Here is a 16,294-nt window from a genome sequence, read left to right on the forward strand (position 1 = left end):
TCGAGGCATGGGCGTAAGCCGCGCACTTCTGCTGTTGCTGTGTTTCGGGGCCTTGCTCGGCTTCCGGGTGGCCGAAGCGGCGCCGCTGCCGGGCAAGATTCGCGCGGCCAGCGAGGAGTGGGCCGATTACACCCAGGCCGATGGCCAGGGCATGGGCTGGGACATCTTGCGCGCGGTGTTCGAGCCTGAAGGCGTCAAGCTGGAAATCCGCAGCGTGCCCTACACCCGCTCGATCGGGTTGGTGCAGCGCGGCGAGGTCGACGTGCAGGTCGGCGCCTATCGGGATGAGTCCGAAGGCGTGCTGTACCCGAAGTGGCACTACGACGTCGATCACATCTATGCCTTGGGACTGGCGTCCAAGCCGACGCCCACCCTGGCGACGATTGGCAACTATCGGCTGGTATGGATGCGTGGGTACGAATACAACAACTACCTGCCCAACATCCGGCGTTTCAATGAGATCCACCGGTCGGTGGGTATCTTGCCGATGCTGATTCACGAGCGAGCGGATTTTTACATCGATGCGTCGATGGAAATCGAAGAAGTGCTGGCCAAGGCCGACGATCCCAAGCAATTCAAACTCTCGCCGTTGATTAACTTGCCGCTGTACCTGGGCTTCGCCAACAACGAAAACGGTCGTGTGTTGCGTGCGCTGTTCGACCGACGCATGGAAGTGCTGGCGAAGAGCGGCGAGTTGAAACCGATTTTCGAACGCTGGAAGCAACCCTATCCCTTCGACGAGCACGGTAAACCACCGAAGCCGTGATCAAACTTTTTGATGTTTATGGCCGATAATTCAGCCTAAGCGTCTGCGGGAGCCTGCTGTTACAATGCCCGCCTCTGCGAAACTCCAGTACTAGATCAGGAGCACACCGGTGCCTGTCGTTTTTGTTGCCGCTTCCAAGCTGCCAACGCCCTTTGCGCAATTCACCATGCATGGTTTCCTCGATGAAACCACCGGTCGCGAGCACGTCGTGCTGAGCTTGGGCGATTTCGCCGACGGTGCTCCGGTGCTCGGTCGCCTGCACTCCGAATGCCTGACGGGCGATGCCTTGTTCAGCCAGCGCTGCGATTGCGGCTCGCAACTCGAAGCCGCGCTGCAGGCGATTGCCCGCGAAGGCCGTGGCGTGCTGTTGTACCTGCGCCAGGAAGGGCGCGGCATTGGCCTGCTGAACAAGATCCGCGCCTATGAACTGCAAGATGGCGGCGCCGATACCGTGGAAGCCAACGAACGCCTGGGGTTTGCCGCCGACATGCGCGACTACAGCATTTGCCAGCCGATGCTCGAACACCTGGGTATCCAGTCGTTGCGGTTGATGACCAATAATCCGCGCAAGGTCAAGGCCTTGACCGACATGGGCATCGTGGTGGCCGAGCGTGTGCCGTTGCACACCGGGCATAACCCGCACAACAAACTGTACCTGGCGACCAAGGCCAGCAAGCTCGACCACATGATGGGCAACGAGCACCAGGGCGAGGTTGACCGGGCGTGACGCGCGGTCAGGTTCGGCGGCGGCTGTCCGTCAGTTGGTGGCAATACTTGGCGCTGGCCTTGCTGCCGCTGTTCGTGATCAACGCGGTGTTTGGCCAGGGCGAAGCGATTCTGCCGGTGCTGGCGATGCCATTGTTCATCGCCGGCGTGGCGTCGATGTTTGCCAGCCTGCGGTTTTTCAGTGGCTATAAAAAAGCCCTGATCGCCACGCAAAAATCCCTCGATACACCTGAAGAGCCTCAGGCCTGGATCACCCTCGCGGCCCGGCGTCGCGCAGCCTTCCTGGCCGCCGGCTTGCCGGCGTGGATTGGCGCATTGGCAGTATTCGTCGGTCTGGAAGCCGTGCCGCTGATGCTGTTGGCGCTATCCACCGCCGTGCTGTTCTACCTGTATCGCATTCCGCGCCAGCTCGGCTGATGCGCCTTTGGCTGGCGGTCCTGCTGCTGGCCGCCAGCGCCTCGACGGCGGCGGCTTCCCGCGTCGTCAGCCTGGCGCCGTCGCTGTCTGAAATCGTCGTCGAACTGGGTTCTAGCGACCTGTTGGTGGGCGTGCTGGACGGCGGCGATCGCCCACCAGCCCTCAAAGACCTGCCTTCGGTGGGGCGCTACGGCCAACTGGATATGGAGCGCTTGCTCAGCCTCAAGCCTGATTTGCTCCTGCTCTGGCCTGGCAGTGTCGGCCCGGCCCAGCGCGAGCAGCTCAAGGGTTTGCACATCCCTGTCTACGTCGCCGAACCCCGCAGCCTCGACCAACTCATTACGCAAATCGAAGAAATCGCCCAAACACTCGGCCGCCCGGAACGGGGTGCTCAGCGGGCCGCGCAGCTGCGCGTGCGTCTTGAGGCACTGCGCCTGCGCTATCGGCGGGACACGCCATTGGCGGTGTTTTATCAGGTCTGGGACCGGCCGTTGTACACCGTGGGTGGCGGGCAGATCATCAGCGATGCGCTGGCCACCTGCGGTGCATACAACGTCTTTGCCGACCAGGACCTGCCGGCGCCACAGGTGAGCGTGGAGTCGGTGTTGCAGCGTAAACCGCAAATGATCCTGGCCACGGACCAGGCGCAGCTCGATGCCTGGAAAGCCTGGCCGGTGGCGCAGGGGCGGCTGTTGCTGGTCACTGACAAGGGATTGGAGCGGCCCAGCGGGCAGATGATCGAAGCCGTTGCCCGGTTGTGTGAGCTGATCGCGCCGCACCGGTAGGCCGCGACGTCGTCATCGCGGTGCACGGGTTCCGATCAGAGGCTCGGTGTCCACGTCACGCCAAGCAACCAGGTCCGTCGCTCTTCGCGATAACCATATTGCGCCCCGTCGTGGCTATACAGCGCCCGGCTGTAATCCTTGCCCAGCAGGTTATCCACTTTCATTTCCAGCTTCACCTCCCGGGTCCACGCCCAACTTGCACGCAACCCGAGCAGGGCATAGCCGCCCAGGCCATTGCGGTTGTTTTCATCATCGTAGCTGCCGCTCACCGCTTGCCAGCTTGCGCCGAGGCCCAGGCGATCGAATTGCCGGTCCAGATCCAGGCTCAAGGTCCGGCGGGCGCGGCGGGCAAGGGTGTGGCCGCTGTCATGATCGCGTGGATCGATAATGGCCAGGCCCAGGTTGCCCTGCCAGCCGAACAACTCCTGTCGCAAGGCCGCTTCGAACCCGTTGATCCGTGCTGAGGCAACGTTCTGCGGACGCGAGTTGCTGCCAAAGATGATCGCGTCTTCCAGGTCGGTGCGGTACAGCGACATTTCCAGGCGGGCGCTGTCGCTCAGTTGGCTGCGCCATTGCAGCTCATAACTCCTGGCGGTTTCGGGCGCAAGGTCCGGGTTGCTGAAGTCCGGGTAGTACAGGTCGTTGAAGGTCGGCGCGCGGAAGCTTTCGCTGTAGGTCAGCAGCAGATCGTTATCCGGGTTCAACGGCAGCGTGAGGGTGCCGCTCCAGCTATTCTGGCCGCCAAATTGCTGGTTCTGGTCGCGGCGCAGACCCAGTTCGGTGGAGAATTTTTCGCCCTGGAAGCGATGCTGGATAAAGGCCGCGCGGTTCCAGCGGCTGTCTTCGTCGAACGGCGTGCTGCTGTTGACGCGGTCTTGATACCAGTCGCCGCCGACGACCAGGCTGTTGCGCGCGTCCAGCGTCACGTCGTTCTGCCAGGTCAGCGAATCACGGTAGGTGTTGAAGGTTTCGCGTACATCGCTGAGCTTGTCGAAGGTTTTCTCCCGGTTCTCGCTATGGCCGAGTTCGAGGCGCGATTTCCATCCGTTGTTGATCCGTCCATCCACATAGCCGCTGAAACTGCTCACTGCAAATTCACTGTAGGGCTGTTGGGGCAGGGACGCGAAGGTGTTGAGGTCGAAACGGCCGAACGGATTGTCGTATTCGCTTTTGCCACGGTTATCCAGCAGGTTCAGGCCCACTTCCAGGTCATCGCTGGGCGCATGACTCAGGCTCAGGCTGAAGGACTGGTTGCGGTTGGCATCGGCGTCCCGGTCGCTGGCGTAGGATTGGTGAGTGCGATTGCTCCCCTCGGTTTCGTCCAGGCTCGCACCGAGGTTGAAACGGGTCTGCTGGTCACCGCCGGACAGGCCGAGGCTGCGTTCCCAAGTCTGCTGGCTGCCAACACCCAGGTGCAGGCGCGGTTGCAGGCCTTGTTCGTTGCTGCGCCGAGTGAAAATCTGAATCACGCCGCCCACCGCATCGGCGCCGTAGATCACCGAGCGCGAACCGCGCAACACTTCCACCCGTTCGATCTGGTTGATGTTCAGGCGCTGCAAGTTACTGTCGCCGGACGTGGCGTTGCCGATACGCTGGCCATCCACCAGCACCAGGCTCTGGGCCGATTTTGTGCCGCGAATGTAAATCCCCGGCAGGCTGCCGCGTCCGCCCAGCGGCGCCACCTGCACGCCGGGCACGCGGCTGAGCAGATCGGTGACGCTGGCGGGTTGCAGGCGTTCGATGTCGTCGCGGGTGAAAACGGTATTGGCGGCGCTGCTGTCGTTGCGGGCTTCGACCTGGCGGTTGGCGCTGATCACGATGTCGGGCAGCTTCAGGGCTTGGTCGCGTTCGAAGGTGTCCGCCAGCAGATCGGGGGCGGGTAGCAGAAGGGTGAGGGCGAGACGGAGTTTCATGGGGGTTCCGCAATGTCGGGTCTGCACCGACCTTGTGGGGCAGACCCGCCCCCACAAGGTCGTGCGCTGGATGAACTTACAGACCCAGCAACTGCAACCGCAGACGCACCGACGCTTCGAGCCCAACCTCGTCCAGCCCACATTCGGCCAGCATCTGTGCAGGCTTTGCGTGCTCGACATAGGTGTCCGGCAGGCCCAGGTGCAGTACGGGCTTGAGGATGTTGTCCCTGGCCAGGTATTCGCTGACCGCCGAGCCGGCGCCGCCCATGATGGCGTTCTCCTCGATGGTCACCAGCAAGTCATGGCTGCCGGCCATTTCGCGTACCAGGGCTTCGTCCAGGGGTTTGACGAAGCGCATGTCCACTACGGTCGCATCGAGTTTTTCCGCGACTTTAAGCGCCTCGGCCAATTGCACGCCGAACACTAGCAGGGCAGTTTGCTTGCCTTGGCGACGGATCACGCCCTTGCCGATCTCGATCGGTTCCAGGTCAGTTTCGATCGTCGCGTTCGGGCCGTTGCCGCGAGGGTAGCGCACCGCCGCCGGACCATTGAACAGGTGGCCGGTGGTGAGCATTTTGCGCAATTCGTTTTCATCGCTCGGCGTCATTACCAACATGCCGGGGACGCAGCGCAGGTAAGACAAGTCGAAACTGCCGGCGTGGGTCGGACCGTCTTCGCCGACCAGGCCCGCGCGGTCGATGGCGAACAACACATCGAGGTTCTGCACGGCCACGTCATGCACCAGCTGGTCGTAAGCCCGTTGCAGGAAGGTCGAATAAATCGCCACCACCGGTTTCGCGCCTTCGCAGGCCATGCCGGCAGCGAAGGTCACGGCGTGCTGCTCGGCAATCGCCACGTCGAAATAACGTTGCGGGTAGCGTTCGCTGAAGGCCACCAGGTCCGAGCCTTCCTTCATCGCCGGGGTGATGCCCACCAGGCGCGGGTCGGCGGCGGCCATGTCGCACAGCCACTGGCCAAACACGCCGGAATACTTCGGTCCGCCGGCCTTTTTCGGCGCGGCGGCCGGGGCATCGAGCGGTTCGAGCTTGGTGATGGCGTGGTAGCCGATCGGGTCGACTTCCGCCGGGGCGAAACCCTTGCCCTTCTTGGTCACTACGTGCAGGAACTGCGGGCCCTTGAGGTCACGCATGTTGCGCAGGGTGGCGATCAGCGTGGGCAGGTCATGGCCGTCGATGGGGCCGATGTAGTTCCAGCCCAGCTCTTCGAACAGCGTGCCGGGGACCAGCATGCCCTTGGCATATTCTTCGGTGCGCCGGGCGATTTCCCAGGCGCCGGGCAGGCGCGACAACACCTTCTTGCTGCCCTCGCGCATGCTCGCGTAGGTGCGGCTGGAAAGGATCTTCGCCAAGTAGTTGGACAGCCCGCCGACGTTGCGCGAGATCGACATGTCGTTGTCGTTGAGGATCACCAGCATGTTGGCGTTGACTTCGGGAGCGTGGTTAAGCGCCTCGAACGCCATGCCCGCGGTCAGTGCCCCGTCGCCGATCACGGCAATCGCCTTGCGCTCGCTGTCCTGCAGGCGGGCGGCAATCGCCATGCCCAGGGCGGCGCTGATGGAGGTGCTGGAATGGCCGACGCCAAAGGTGTCGTATTCGCTCTCGGAACGGCGCGGGAAGGCCGCGATCCCGTCTTTCTGGCGCAGCGTGCCCATGCGGTCGCGGCGGCCAGTAAGGATTTTGTGCGGATAGGCCTGATGCCCGACGTCCCACACCAGCCGGTCATCCGGGGTGTCGAAGACGTAATGCAGCGCGATGGTCAGCTCGATGACGCCCAGGCCCGCGCCGAAGTGCCCACCGGTCTGGCCGACCGTGTAGAGCAGTTCCAGGCGCAACTCATCGGCCAGGGTTTCCAGCTCGGCTTCACCCAGGCGACGCAGGCCGTCCGGCGTGTTGGCGCGGTCCAGCAGTGGCGTGCTCGGGCGTGTGCGGGGGATCTCTTGGAACGTCGTCGGCATCAGGCGAATCGTTATAGGTATAGAAAGAGGCGGCAGTTTACCTTATGCATCGCAAGCTGCCCACGCGTTGGCCGGAACTTGGCCGATACGCAGTCTGAAAGGTTGACCCTGTATCAGCTGCGTCGTTCGACGATATAACGCGCCAGCTCGCGCAGCGGCTCGGCCGCCGCGTCAAACGGTCGCAGCGCGGCCAAGGCCTGGTCACGCAGCTCCAGGGCGTAGGCCTTGGCGGCGTCGAGCCCGAGCAGGGCCGGGTAGGTCGGCTTGTCCCGCGCGATATCGGCGCCCTGGCGCTTGCCCAGGGTCTGGGTATCGCTTTCGACGTCGAGGATATCGTCCTGCACCTGGAACGCCAGGCCGATGGCCCGGGCATAGGTTTGCAAGGCTTGCAGTTGTTCAACCGTTGCCCGGCCACTGGCCAACGCGCCGAGCCGGACGCTGGCTTCTATCAGGGCGCCGGTCTTGTGCCGGTGCATGTATTCCAGGGCGTCCTGGTCCAGCTTCAAGCCCACCGAGCCGAGGTCGATGGCCTGGCCGCCGACCATTCCAGCGGGACCAGCGGCCAACGCCAGCGTGCTGACCATGTCCAGGCGAATCTGCGCCGGGCAGTTACTCAGGACAGGGTCGAGCAGGGCGCTGAACGCCAGGCTCTGCAAGCCATCGCCGGCCAGGATCGCGCAGGCTTCGTCGAATTGCTTGTGGGTGGTGGGTTGGCCGCGCCGCAGGTCGTCATCGTCCATGGCCGGCAGGTCGTCGTGTACCAGCGAATACGCGTGGATCAGTTCAACCGCGCAGGCGGCGCCGTTGGCCTGCTCGGCCTTGCCGCCAAGGGCTTCGCACGCTGCGTAGGCCAACAGCGGACGCACGCGCTTGCCGCCGTTCATCACGCTGTAGCGCATGGCTTCGTACAGTCGCGCCAGTTCCGGGCTCGGGGCGCTGAACAGGGTGTCCAGCGCGGCATTGACCCGGGCCTGGCTGCTGGCCTGATACGCGCCGATCATTCAGGCTGTTCCGCGTCGAAAGGCTCTTCGGTCAGCTCGCCGTCACGTTCGAGCAGCAATTGCACCTTCTGCTCGGCCTGGGCCAGCGCCGCCTGGCAGTCGCGAGTCAAGCCGATACCTTGCTCAAAGGCGGTCAGCGAGTCTTCCAGCGACAATTCGCCGTTCTCCAGCCGTTCGACCAGCGTTTGCAGGTCGGCCAGAGATTGTTCGAAATCCAGTGCAGCTTTTTTGCGGGCCATGGCGGCTATTCCGGTTGACTATTAAACCGGCGCGACACTAGCAGACATGGGGTTTTGGGGCAAATCAGGGCCGCCAGGCTGCAACCCCTATCAGCAAGGAGGTAAACCTGTGGCGAGGGGATTTATCCCCGCTGGGTTGCGAAGCAGCCCTAAAAGCTGACACCTCGGAGTGTCAGCTGGATTGAGTCCTCAGCTTTGGGGTCGCTTCGCAACCCAGCGGGGATAAATCCCCTCGCCACAAATGATCTCAAACAGCGGGATAGTTGATTCTGTACCGGGTACTGCGTCCGCCACCGGGCATCCGCGCCAGGCAGCCTTTTTCCAGCAGATCCGCCAGGTGTCGCGTTGCCGTCGCCTTTGAGACCTTGGCCACGGCCTGGTATTGAGCGGCACTGATCCCCTGTTCGAACCCTTTTTCACCTCCATCGAGTAGCTGGTTAAGCACTTTGGTCTGTTCAGGGGTGAGAGCTGAGGCGCGATGGGCCTGCCAGAACCGTGTCTTGCCCAGATGAATGAGCCGAATAAATCCTCTATTCGGCTCACGCCTTTCTCAGTACGTGATTTCCCACACAGAATCGCGTGTTCCCCGATTGTGAAAAATCCGTCAAATGGCTACTCTTCGCGCCATCTACGGCCCCGTGCGACGGGGCCTCCAGACGAAACCCGAATAAAGACAAACAGCGCCGAGGAAGGGCGCCGGGTTGCGTCGTGCATGGCAGGAGGCATACGTGCGTTTTCTTTCTCTATTGATCGGGTTGCTCGGTGCGCCGCTGGCGTGGGCCGCGCCTTCGGCTGAGTTGTCGGAGCCGGTCGGCGGCTGGCGCTACAGCGGCTTGCTCGATCGTACCGAAAACCCGCAAGTCGCCTACCCCACGCCGCCCATCGACCGCGGCGTGCAGCGCAATCGCACGATGATCGAGGGTCGGATCAAGGACATGGGCTCGGCGCGCCAACCCCATAGCCTGGCGGTCAACGGCAATCCACTGAATCTCTATACCGACGACGAGGGGCGTTTCGCCCGGCCGTATGCGTTTGGCGCCGGCTCCAACAGCGTCGAGGTGCGCAGCTCCGAAGGCCAGTCCCTCAAGCGCGTGCAATTCTATGAAGCCAATAACCTGCGCACCCCTGCGCAGATCCGCGTGGTGCTGGGCTGGGACGATCCAAAAGCCGAGCTCGACCTGCATATCGTCACACCCGACGGCCAACATGCCTTCTTCGGCCAACCGGCGCTGAGCAATGGCGGCGGCCTCGACCCGGACGGCGTCGATGGTCCCGGCCCCGAGATGTTCACCATGACCGCGCCGATGCACGGCACCTACCTGGTCTACGTGAACTATTGGGGCAACTACGGCAGCGGCGGCTACAACTTCGATGAAACCAGTAACCAGAACGAGGTGATCACCTCGCAGATCAACCTGGTGCTCAACGAAAACACCGTCGATGAAAAACGCGAGACCTTTGTCGTGCCCCTGCGCGCCATTGGCGATCTGTTGCTGGTCAAGACTTTCAACTACTAAGTATCCGCTCCGCGGATGAACAGGCCCTAGTGAATATGAGCGACGACACTGCTTCCCCGACCACGCCGACACCTGTCGCCAAACCTGTGCGCCGCTGGCCGGCGATACTGATCGGGCTGTGCCTGGTCGCCGGTGTGGCCGCCGGGTTGGGCTGGTTCATGACCAAGCCCAAGGCGCCGCCCATGGAGCTGGCACTGGAAAAGCTCGGCGTGAGCCGCCCCGACGGTTTGCTCGAAGCGCATTCCCTGAGCCAGTTGCCCAAGGACTTGCTGGCAGTGCCGTTCCTCAAGGCCACGCTCACCGAGGATTTCGTCTTCTATTACGAAGCCCACGCCGACCGCCTCGGGTTGATCGGCAGCCTGCGCCGGATCATCTACGAGCATGACCTCAAGCTGCAGGACAGCCTGATCGAGGCGCTTTTCGACCAACCGGCGGACGTGGCGCTGTGGCGCGGTGCGGACGGTCGGCTCAAGGATTTCCTGTTGGTGATGGATCGCGGCGGCCTGGCCAAGGTGCTGGAGCCGTTGGCGAAAGTCGCCTTGGACGACACCCAGTTGAGCAAGCTCGGCGACTTGAAAGTGGGCGGCGATGAAGTCGCGCTGTACCAGCTCAGTTATAACGCCAGCAAATCCCTGGTCTTCGCCTCCCATGGCGACAAGCTCGTCGTGCTGTCCAACCCGACCAAGCTTTACGACAAGGGCAATGGCCCCACCGATGAACCCGGCATGGTCTCGACCCAGGCCATCGAGGCCTTGCTGGCCGGTGAAAAACTTTTCCCCGAAGCTTTTGGCCTGCCGCCCAAGGCGCCTGAGACCAAGCAACGCATCTCGGTCAATGCCAGCGTGCTTGCCATGGGCTACCAGCGTTTCATCCCGAACTTCGCCGGGTTGCGTTTCGACATGGACGACAAGGGTTGGCGCAGCTTCCTGGCCATGGACGAGTTGGAAAACCAGCCGGACTTCGACTTCAAGCCAATCTGGCAAGCCATGCCCATGGGCGCCAGCGCCTGTGTCGCCCTGCCGCTGGCGGCGGAGCAACAGAAGCCGCTGCTGGTTAAACTCGGCGCCGACGACAAGGCCGCCCAGGCCATGGTCGACCACATGGCCGGCTCGGCGGGCCTGTGCTGGTACGCCGATTCGCGCCTGTACACGCCGCTGCTGGTGGCAAGTTTGAATGACGACGACGGTAAGCTCGACGCCGACCTGGGCAACCTGTTCGGTTCGATGGTGGGCGCCTACGAAAACAATGTTGCCGAGCACGCGTTCCCGGTGGTCGAGAAGCAAGAAGGCTCGACCCACCATTGGCAGCGCCAGGTCAGTTCCAACTTCGGCCCTTACCTGGCCAAGGACGCCGCGCAACCTGAGTCCATCACCGGCAAGGCGTTCATGCGCGTGAGCCTGGCGCGCCACGGCTCGACGTTGCTGTTCTCCCTCGATGACAAACTGGTGGACAAGGCCCTCGGCACCCTCGACAAACGCTTCCCGCCCATGGCCGACGTCGTGCCCAAGGACGTGCTGATGCCGATCTACTTCGGCCCCGATTCCATGGCGCAACTGATGCAGCGCGAAACCCTCGACAGCTTGCCCCAGGACATGGAGCCGGTGTTCTACAACGCTGCGCAAACCTACCTGATCCCGAAACTGCGCACCCTCGGCGGCTACGGCAAATACGCCCTGACGTTGCCTGAAGGCAGCGAGCCGGACGGCCATTGGCAGTGGCTGCCGCTGGAATGGAAAGCGCTGTGACAGCACTGATCCGCAACCCGGCGTTGGCGTTGCTACTGGCGTTGCTGCTCGGCGGGCCTGCGCTTGCCGTCGAGGCGCCGCCGCTGGACGCCCAGCAATCCCAGGTCTTTCGCGCCTGGTTCGTGCGCATCGCCCAAGAGCAACTGACCAAAGGCCCGAGCCCGCGCTGGTATCAGCAGGATTGTGCTGGCCTGGTGCGCTTCGCCGCCAACGAAGCGCTGAAGGTCCACGATGACAAATGGCTGCGCAGTAATGGCTTGTCCAATCGCTACCTGCCGCCGGAGTTGCCCCTGAGCGATGCGCAGCGACGCCTCGCCCAGCAATGGCAGCAGGGTGGCGGCAAGGTCGGGCCCTATGTCAACGCGATCAAGCTGATCCAGTTCAACAGCCGCCTGGTGGGTCGCGATGTCACCCAGGCCCGGCCCGGCGACTTGATGTTCTTCGATCAGGGCGACGACCAGCACCTGATGATCTGGATGGGCCGCTACATCGCCTATCACACCGGCACCGCTACCCCAACTGACAACGGCATGCGCTCCGCAAGCCTGCAACAACTCATGAACTGGAAGGACACCCGATGGATACCCGACGCAGCCAACCCCAACTTCATCGGCGTCTATCGACTCAACTTTCTCACCCAATGACCGGTGCCCGCATGCTGCGCTTGTGTTCGAAACTGCCCCTGCTGTTTGCCTTGTTGCTGGCCCCCCTGGTGAATGCCGAGGACAGCGTGGAGCCCAGCGGCTACACGCCGGTGTCCGGTGAAAGCTTCTTCCTGCTGGCCGACAGCAGCTTTGCCAGCGACGAGCAGGCGATGGTCCGTCTCGAAGCGCCGGGTCGCGATTACCGCCGGTTCCGCATGGAGCCCTACGGCGGCGCCGATATCCGCGTCTATCGCATCGAAAAGCCGCTGGACTTCCTCAAGCGCCAGAAGAACCTGCACCGCGTGGTCAGCGACGGCCAGTTCAAGGGTGAAGGCCTGTCCAACACACTCGCGTACCTGTGGGACAACTGGTACCGCAAGTCTCGTCGAGTGATGCAACGGGCGTTCTCCTACGAGTCCCGCCAGCAGGTCACCGAAGAAGTGCCGGAACTGAAGATCGGCAATGCCCTGGTTGCGCCGACACCGTACGACGCACCAGCGCAATTCGCCTTGATCCCCGGTTTGCCGGTGGTCAGCCAGTTCCGTTACCCGCTGTGGCAGGCCAAGCCGATCCAGCCGCCAGCCGGCGTCAACCTGGCCGGTTCGTCCAGCGACTTCGTCAGCGTCGCGCCGGGCAATGTCTATGTGCCGCTGGGTCAGTTGAAGCCGGGCCTGTACCTGGTGGAAGCGCTGATCGGTAAATATCGCGCGACCACCATGGTCTTCGTCTCCAACACCGTGGCCGTGAGCAAGATTGCCGGTGACGAGCTGTTGGTCTGGGCCGCGCGCAAGCATGAAGGGCGTTCGGTGCCCAAGGTCAACGTACTGTGGACCGACGGCCTGGGCGTGATGAGCAGCGGAGCCACCGATGAAGATGGCCTGCTGCGCCTCAAGCACGTCAGCCCGGAGCGTTCGTTCGTCATCGGTGAAGACGAAGAGGGCGGGGTGTTTGTCTCGGAAAACTTTTACTACGACAGCGAAATCTACGACACCAAGCTCTACGCCTTCACCGACCGGCCGCTGTACCGGCCGGGGGATTGGGTGTCGCTGAAAATCGTCGGACGCGAGTTCAAGAACGCCCGTGAATCGGTGCAACCGACCGCCGCCGACGTCAACGTCAGCGTGCTCGACGCCACCGGCACCGCGTTGCAAACCCTGGCCTTGAAGCTGGACTCCAAGGCCGGCGCCCAGGGCCGTTTCCAACTGCCGGAAAACGCCGTGGCCGGTGGTTATGAATTGCGCTTGCGCTACAAGGACCAGCTCTACAGCAGCGCCTTCCGCGTGGCTGAATACATCAAGCCGCACTTCGAGATCGCCCTGAACCTCGCCAAGCAGGATTACCGCACCGGTGAGCCGGTCAAAGGCAACCTCGTGTTGCTTTACCCCGACGGCAAGCCGGTGGCGAATGCCAAGGTCAGCCTGAGCCTGCGCGCCCAGCAACTGTCGATGGTCGATAACGAGCTGCAATACCTGGGGCAATTCCCGGTTGAACTGACCAGCAGCGAAGTGACCACCGACGGCAAGGGCAATGCGACCCTCGACCTGCCAGCCGCCGACAAACCGAGCCGCTATACCCTCACGGTGTTCGCCAGCGATGGCGCGGCGTATCGGGTCAAGACCACCAAGGAAATCCTCATCGACCGTGGCGCGGCGAATTTCCGCCTGAGCGCCCCCCAGCGGTTCAGCGCCGCCGGCCAGAAAGTGTCGTTCAGCTACGCCAATGAAGGCGCCAGCGAGCAGAGCAAAGCCGTGACGCCGGGCAGCTATGCCTGGGTACGTTTGGAAGACCAGACCACTGGCGAGGGCAAACTCGCCGCCAAGGACAAGGGCTTCACGCTTACGTTTGACCGTCCCGGCACCTACAACCTGACACTCAAGGACGACCACGGCCGGGTCATCGGCGCCGCGGCCCATGCGGTGACCGGCGAAGGGATCAAGGCGGTACCGGGCACGGTCGAGATCGTCTTCGACAAGCCCGAATACCACACGGGTGACGAAGCGCTGGCGCTGATCACCTTCCCCGAGCCGGTCAGCGACGCGCTGCTGTCCCTGGAGCGGGACAAAGTCGAGGCCACCGCCCTGCTGACCAAGGGCGCCGACTGGCTGAAGATGGAAAAGCTCAGCGATACCCAGTACCGCGCGCGCATTGCCGTGAAAGATAATTTTGCGCCGAACCTGACCTTCTCCGTGCTGTACACCAAGGGCGGCCAGTACAGCTTCCAGAACGCCGGCATCAAGGTCGTTGCGCCGCAGATCGACGTGGCCATCACCACCGATAAAGCCACCTACCGGCCGGGCGACACCGTGACCGTGGACCTGGGTACCCAGTTCGCCGGCAAGGCGATCCCGGCGCACCTGACCGTCAGCGTGGTCGATGAAATGGTCTACGCGCTGCAACCGGAAGTCGCGCCGACCATCGACCAGTTCTTCTATCACCCGCGTCGTAACAACGTGCGCACCAGCGCCAGCCTGTCGTTCATCAGCTACGACGTAGCGCTGCCGGGCAGCCCCGGCGCGCCGGGCAAGGCCAACCGCAGCGAGCGCGGGGTCAAGGTGCTGGAACGGCCGCGTCGTGAAGACGTCGACACCGCCGCATGGCAACCGGAGCTGGTCACCGACGCCAACGGCAAGGCCCGCTTCACCTTCAAGATGCCGGACTCGCTGACTCGCTGGCGCATCACCGCCAAGGCGATCGCCGACGACGGCCAAGTGGGCCAGAAGAAGCAGTTCATCGCCTCGGAAAAACCGCTGTACCTGAAGTGGAGCGGCCCGACCCGTTTCCGCGTGGGCGACAAGCCGCAACTGGGCCTGTTCGTCTTCAGCCAATCGGAAAAACCGCTGAAAGCCGAGCTGCTGATCCGTTACGCCGGCGCCGAACAGCGCGTCGTCGCGGACCTGAAAAGCGGCATCAACTACGTGGCGTTGCCTGCCATGGAGCTGAGCAATGGCGACTTGACCGTGCAGTTGCAATTGAACGGCGAAACCCAGGACGCCCTGGCCATGCACTTGAACGCCAGCGGCAACGGCTGGCAAGTCACCCAGAGCCAGCGCCTTGACGTGGCCAGCGGCGACACCCCGCTGACCCTGCCGGCCGACGCCAGCGATATTCGCCTGCGCCTGGATGACAGCCCGCAAGCGCTGTTCCGTTCGGCCCTCGATGACCTGCTGAGCTACCCGTACGGCGGCGTCGAGCAGACCGCCAGTCGCCTGTTGCCGTTGAGCATCGCCTACCCGACCCTGGCGTCGAACCCGCAGATCCGCGACCGCTTGCGGTTGATCCTGCAGAACAGCCGCCTGCGCCTGGTGCAAATGGCCGGCCCCTCGGCGAGCTTTACCTGGTGGGGCCAGGACGGTGAGCCGGATGCATTTCTCACCGCCTATGCCTATTACGCCGACTGGCACGCCAGCCAGGCGCTGGACCTGAGCCTGCCGCCGGAACACTGGCAGCGAGTGCTTGAGGTCTACGCCAAGCAGGCCGGCGATACGCCGCTGTTGCAACGTGCGCTGATCCTGTCGTTCGCCAAGCAGATGCAACTGCCGGTGAACACCTTGCTCAGTGGCTTGATGGATGATCTGGCGAAGGCCAGCGAAGACAGCACCGAGAGCGTGCTGGACAGCGGTGAAGACAGCCTGGTCATGTACGCGCCGGATTCAGCCCTTGGCCTGGCCAGCGCCCGTGTCCTGACGGCATCGCTGGCCAAACAGGCGAAAGTGCCATTGCCAGCGGCCTTCAGTCGCCAGGCAGACGCCGCGCAACAGCAGTTGGAGCTCAGCTCGCAACCGTTTGTCGAGGCCTTGCTCTTGTCGTTGCAGAGCTTCGACCAGACGCGCGCAACTGCATTGTTGGAACGCGTGCTGCCACAGCAATCCACCCTTGAACGAGCCCTGGCCCTGACCTGGTTGCAACGCAGTATCGAGCAGGCGGCTCCGGCCGCGGCCCTGGCGCCGGGCGAAGGCTGGGCAGCCAAGCAAGGCGCGACCGGTGAAACCTACTGGCAGTGGCAGGGCGCGCAGCTTCCAACGATGCTGACCCTGACCGGCGCCCAGGAGCGTCCATTGCAAGCGGCGTTGAGCTTCCAGAGCCAGCAAGCGCCCTTGGCGCCGATGGCCGTGTCCATCACCCGACGCCTGTCGCGCCTGGTGCCGGGCGACGAGGCCTTCACCTTCAAGCTCGAAGCGGTGGGCAACAAACCGTTGTCCAGTGACAGCCTCTATCTGGATGAAGTGATCATCAACAGCAAGGCCCCGACCCCGCTGCGCTACGGCATGCTCGAAGTGCCGCTGCCGCCGGGCGCCGATGTGGAACGCACCACGTGGGGCATTCAGTTGATGGGCAAAGCCGACAGTGAGCCGACGTCCCTGGAAAAGGCTCGTTTCGAGCCGGGCCAGATGGCCTACGCGGTGCCGGTGGATGCCCTCAGTGGCGAGCTGCGCTTGCGACACTTGGTGCGCTTCTCCCAGAAGGGCCAGTTCAGCGTGCCGCCGGTACGTTTCACTCAGGTCTACGCGCCACAGAACCAGGCTCGGGAGCAGAAACCGGCCCTCGGTCAGGTCACGGTCGACTGAC

At 63.3% G+C, this 16,294-nt stretch carries 12 protein-coding genes and 1 pseudogene; 8 read left to right on the forward strand and 5 right to left on the reverse strand.

Annotated features, from left to right (window positions below):
- The first annotated feature begins 7 nt into the window (after nucleotides 1-7).
- From HU762_RS23735 to HU762_RS23750, 4 genes are all read left to right on the forward strand, one after another.
- The gene (locus HU762_RS23735; RefSeq protein ID WP_186641069.1) at nucleotides 8-766 is read left to right on the forward strand and encodes a transporter substrate-binding domain-containing protein; all 759 of its coding nucleotides are present in this window, start codon (nucleotides 8-10) and stop codon (nucleotides 764-766) included.
- Between the two features lie 109 nt (nucleotides 767-875).
- On the forward strand, nucleotides 876-1,493 hold the full coding sequence (ribA, locus tag HU762_RS23740; protein WP_186641071.1) for a GTP cyclohydrolase II: 618 nt from the start codon (nucleotides 876-878) through the stop codon (nucleotides 1,491-1,493).
- On the forward strand, nucleotides 1,490-1,909 hold the full coding sequence (locus HU762_RS23745; RefSeq protein ID WP_186641073.1) for an MFS transporter: 420 nt from the start codon (nucleotides 1,490-1,492) through the stop codon (nucleotides 1,907-1,909). The genes ribA and HU762_RS23745 overlap by 4 nt, the downstream gene beginning before the upstream one ends.
- Nucleotides 1,909-2,694 (forward strand): cobalamin-binding protein, encoded by a 786-nt coding sequence (locus HU762_RS23750; RefSeq protein WP_186641074.1) that lies wholly within the window; start codon nucleotides 1,909-1,911, stop codon nucleotides 2,692-2,694. The genes HU762_RS23745 and HU762_RS23750 overlap by 1 nt, the downstream gene beginning before the upstream one ends.
- Nucleotides 2,695-2,729: 35 nt before the next feature.
- On the opposite strand, the gene HU762_RS23755 is transcribed toward HU762_RS23750, so the two are convergent.
- The 5 genes and pseudogenes from HU762_RS23755 to HU762_RS23775 form a co-directional block, all read right to left on the reverse strand.
- A complete protein-coding gene (locus HU762_RS23755; RefSeq protein ID WP_186641075.1) occupies nucleotides 2,730-4,607 on the reverse strand; it encodes a TonB-dependent receptor in 1,878 nt (625 codons plus the stop codon).
- Nucleotides 4,608-4,683: 76 nt separating this feature from the next.
- A complete protein-coding gene (gene dxs / locus HU762_RS23760; RefSeq protein WP_186641076.1) occupies nucleotides 4,684-6,582 on the reverse strand; it encodes a 1-deoxy-D-xylulose-5-phosphate synthase in 1,899 nt (632 codons plus the stop codon).
- Between the two features lie 113 nt (nucleotides 6,583-6,695).
- Nucleotides 6,696-7,583, reverse strand: a complete 888-nt coding sequence (gene ispA / locus HU762_RS23765; protein ID WP_186641077.1) for a (2E,6E)-farnesyl diphosphate synthase — start codon at nucleotides 7,581-7,583, stop codon at nucleotides 6,696-6,698.
- Nucleotides 7,580-7,822: an exodeoxyribonuclease VII small subunit gene (locus HU762_RS23770; RefSeq protein ID WP_003185917.1), complete on the reverse strand. Its 243-nt coding sequence runs from the start codon at nucleotides 7,820-7,822 to the stop codon at nucleotides 7,580-7,582. The genes ispA and HU762_RS23770 overlap by 4 nt, the downstream gene beginning before the upstream one ends.
- Before the next feature lie 247 nt (nucleotides 7,823-8,069).
- Nucleotides 8,070-8,318 (reverse strand): annotated as a pseudogene (locus HU762_RS23775) (DUF4172 domain-containing protein); the annotation flags it as partial.
- A 232-nt stretch (nucleotides 8,319-8,550) separates the two neighbouring features.
- On the opposite strand from HU762_RS23775, the gene HU762_RS23780 reads away from it, so the two are divergent.
- The 4 genes from HU762_RS23780 to HU762_RS23795 are packed head-to-tail and all read left to right on the forward strand — an operon-like array spanning nucleotide 8,551 to nucleotide 16,293.
- Nucleotides 8,551-9,339, forward strand: a complete 789-nt coding sequence (locus HU762_RS23780) for a DUF2135 domain-containing protein (RefSeq protein WP_186641078.1) — start codon at nucleotides 8,551-8,553, stop codon at nucleotides 9,337-9,339.
- A 35-nt stretch (nucleotides 9,340-9,374) separates the two neighbouring features.
- Complete coding sequence (locus tag HU762_RS23785; RefSeq protein WP_186641079.1) at nucleotides 9,375-11,084, forward strand: DUF2138 domain-containing protein; 1,710 nt, start codon at nucleotides 9,375-9,377, stop codon at nucleotides 11,082-11,084.
- Complete coding sequence (locus tag HU762_RS23790; RefSeq protein ID WP_346656880.1) at nucleotides 11,081-11,728, forward strand: DUF1175 family protein; 648 nt, start codon at nucleotides 11,081-11,083, stop codon at nucleotides 11,726-11,728. Before HU762_RS23785 ends, HU762_RS23790 begins: the two co-directional genes overlap by 4 nt.
- Nucleotides 11,725-16,293 (forward strand): alpha-2-macroglobulin, encoded by a 4,569-nt coding sequence (locus HU762_RS23795; protein WP_186641112.1) that lies wholly within the window; start codon nucleotides 11,725-11,727, stop codon nucleotides 16,291-16,293. Before HU762_RS23790 ends, HU762_RS23795 begins: the two co-directional genes overlap by 4 nt.
- Nucleotide 16,294 lies beyond the last annotated feature (1 nt).

Source organism: Pseudomonas sp. SWRI92 (genome assembly GCF_014268685.1).
GTDB lineage: Bacteria > Pseudomonadota > Gammaproteobacteria > Pseudomonadales > Pseudomonadaceae > Aquipseudomonas > Aquipseudomonas marvdashtae.

Coding starts and splice junctions, on each gene's coding strand:
- HU762_RS23735 (WP_186641069.1), top strand. CDS start 8: ATGGGCGTAAGCCGCGCACTTCTGCTGTTGCTGTGTTTCGGGGCCTTG.
- HU762_RS23750 (WP_186641074.1), top strand. CDS start 1,909: ATGCGCCTTTGGCTGGCGGTCCTGCTGCTGGCCGCCAGCGCCTCGACG.
- HU762_RS23755 (WP_186641075.1), bottom strand. CDS start 4,607: ATGAAACTCCGTCTCGCCCTCACCCTTCTGCTACCCGCCCCCGATCTG.
- dxs (WP_186641076.1), bottom strand. CDS start 6,582: ATGCCGACGACGTTCCAAGAGATCCCCCGCACACGCCCGAGCACGCCA.
- ispA (WP_186641077.1), bottom strand. CDS start 7,583: ATGATCGGCGCGTATCAGGCCAGCAGCCAGGCCCGGGTCAATGCCGCG.
- HU762_RS23770 (WP_003185917.1), bottom strand. CDS start 7,822: ATGGCCCGCAAAAAAGCTGCACTGGATTTCGAACAATCTCTGGCCGAC.
- HU762_RS23785 (WP_186641079.1), top strand. CDS start 9,375: ATGAGCGACGACACTGCTTCCCCGACCACGCCGACACCTGTCGCCAAA.
- HU762_RS23795 (WP_186641112.1), top strand. CDS start 11,725: ATGACCGGTGCCCGCATGCTGCGCTTGTGTTCGAAACTGCCCCTGCTG.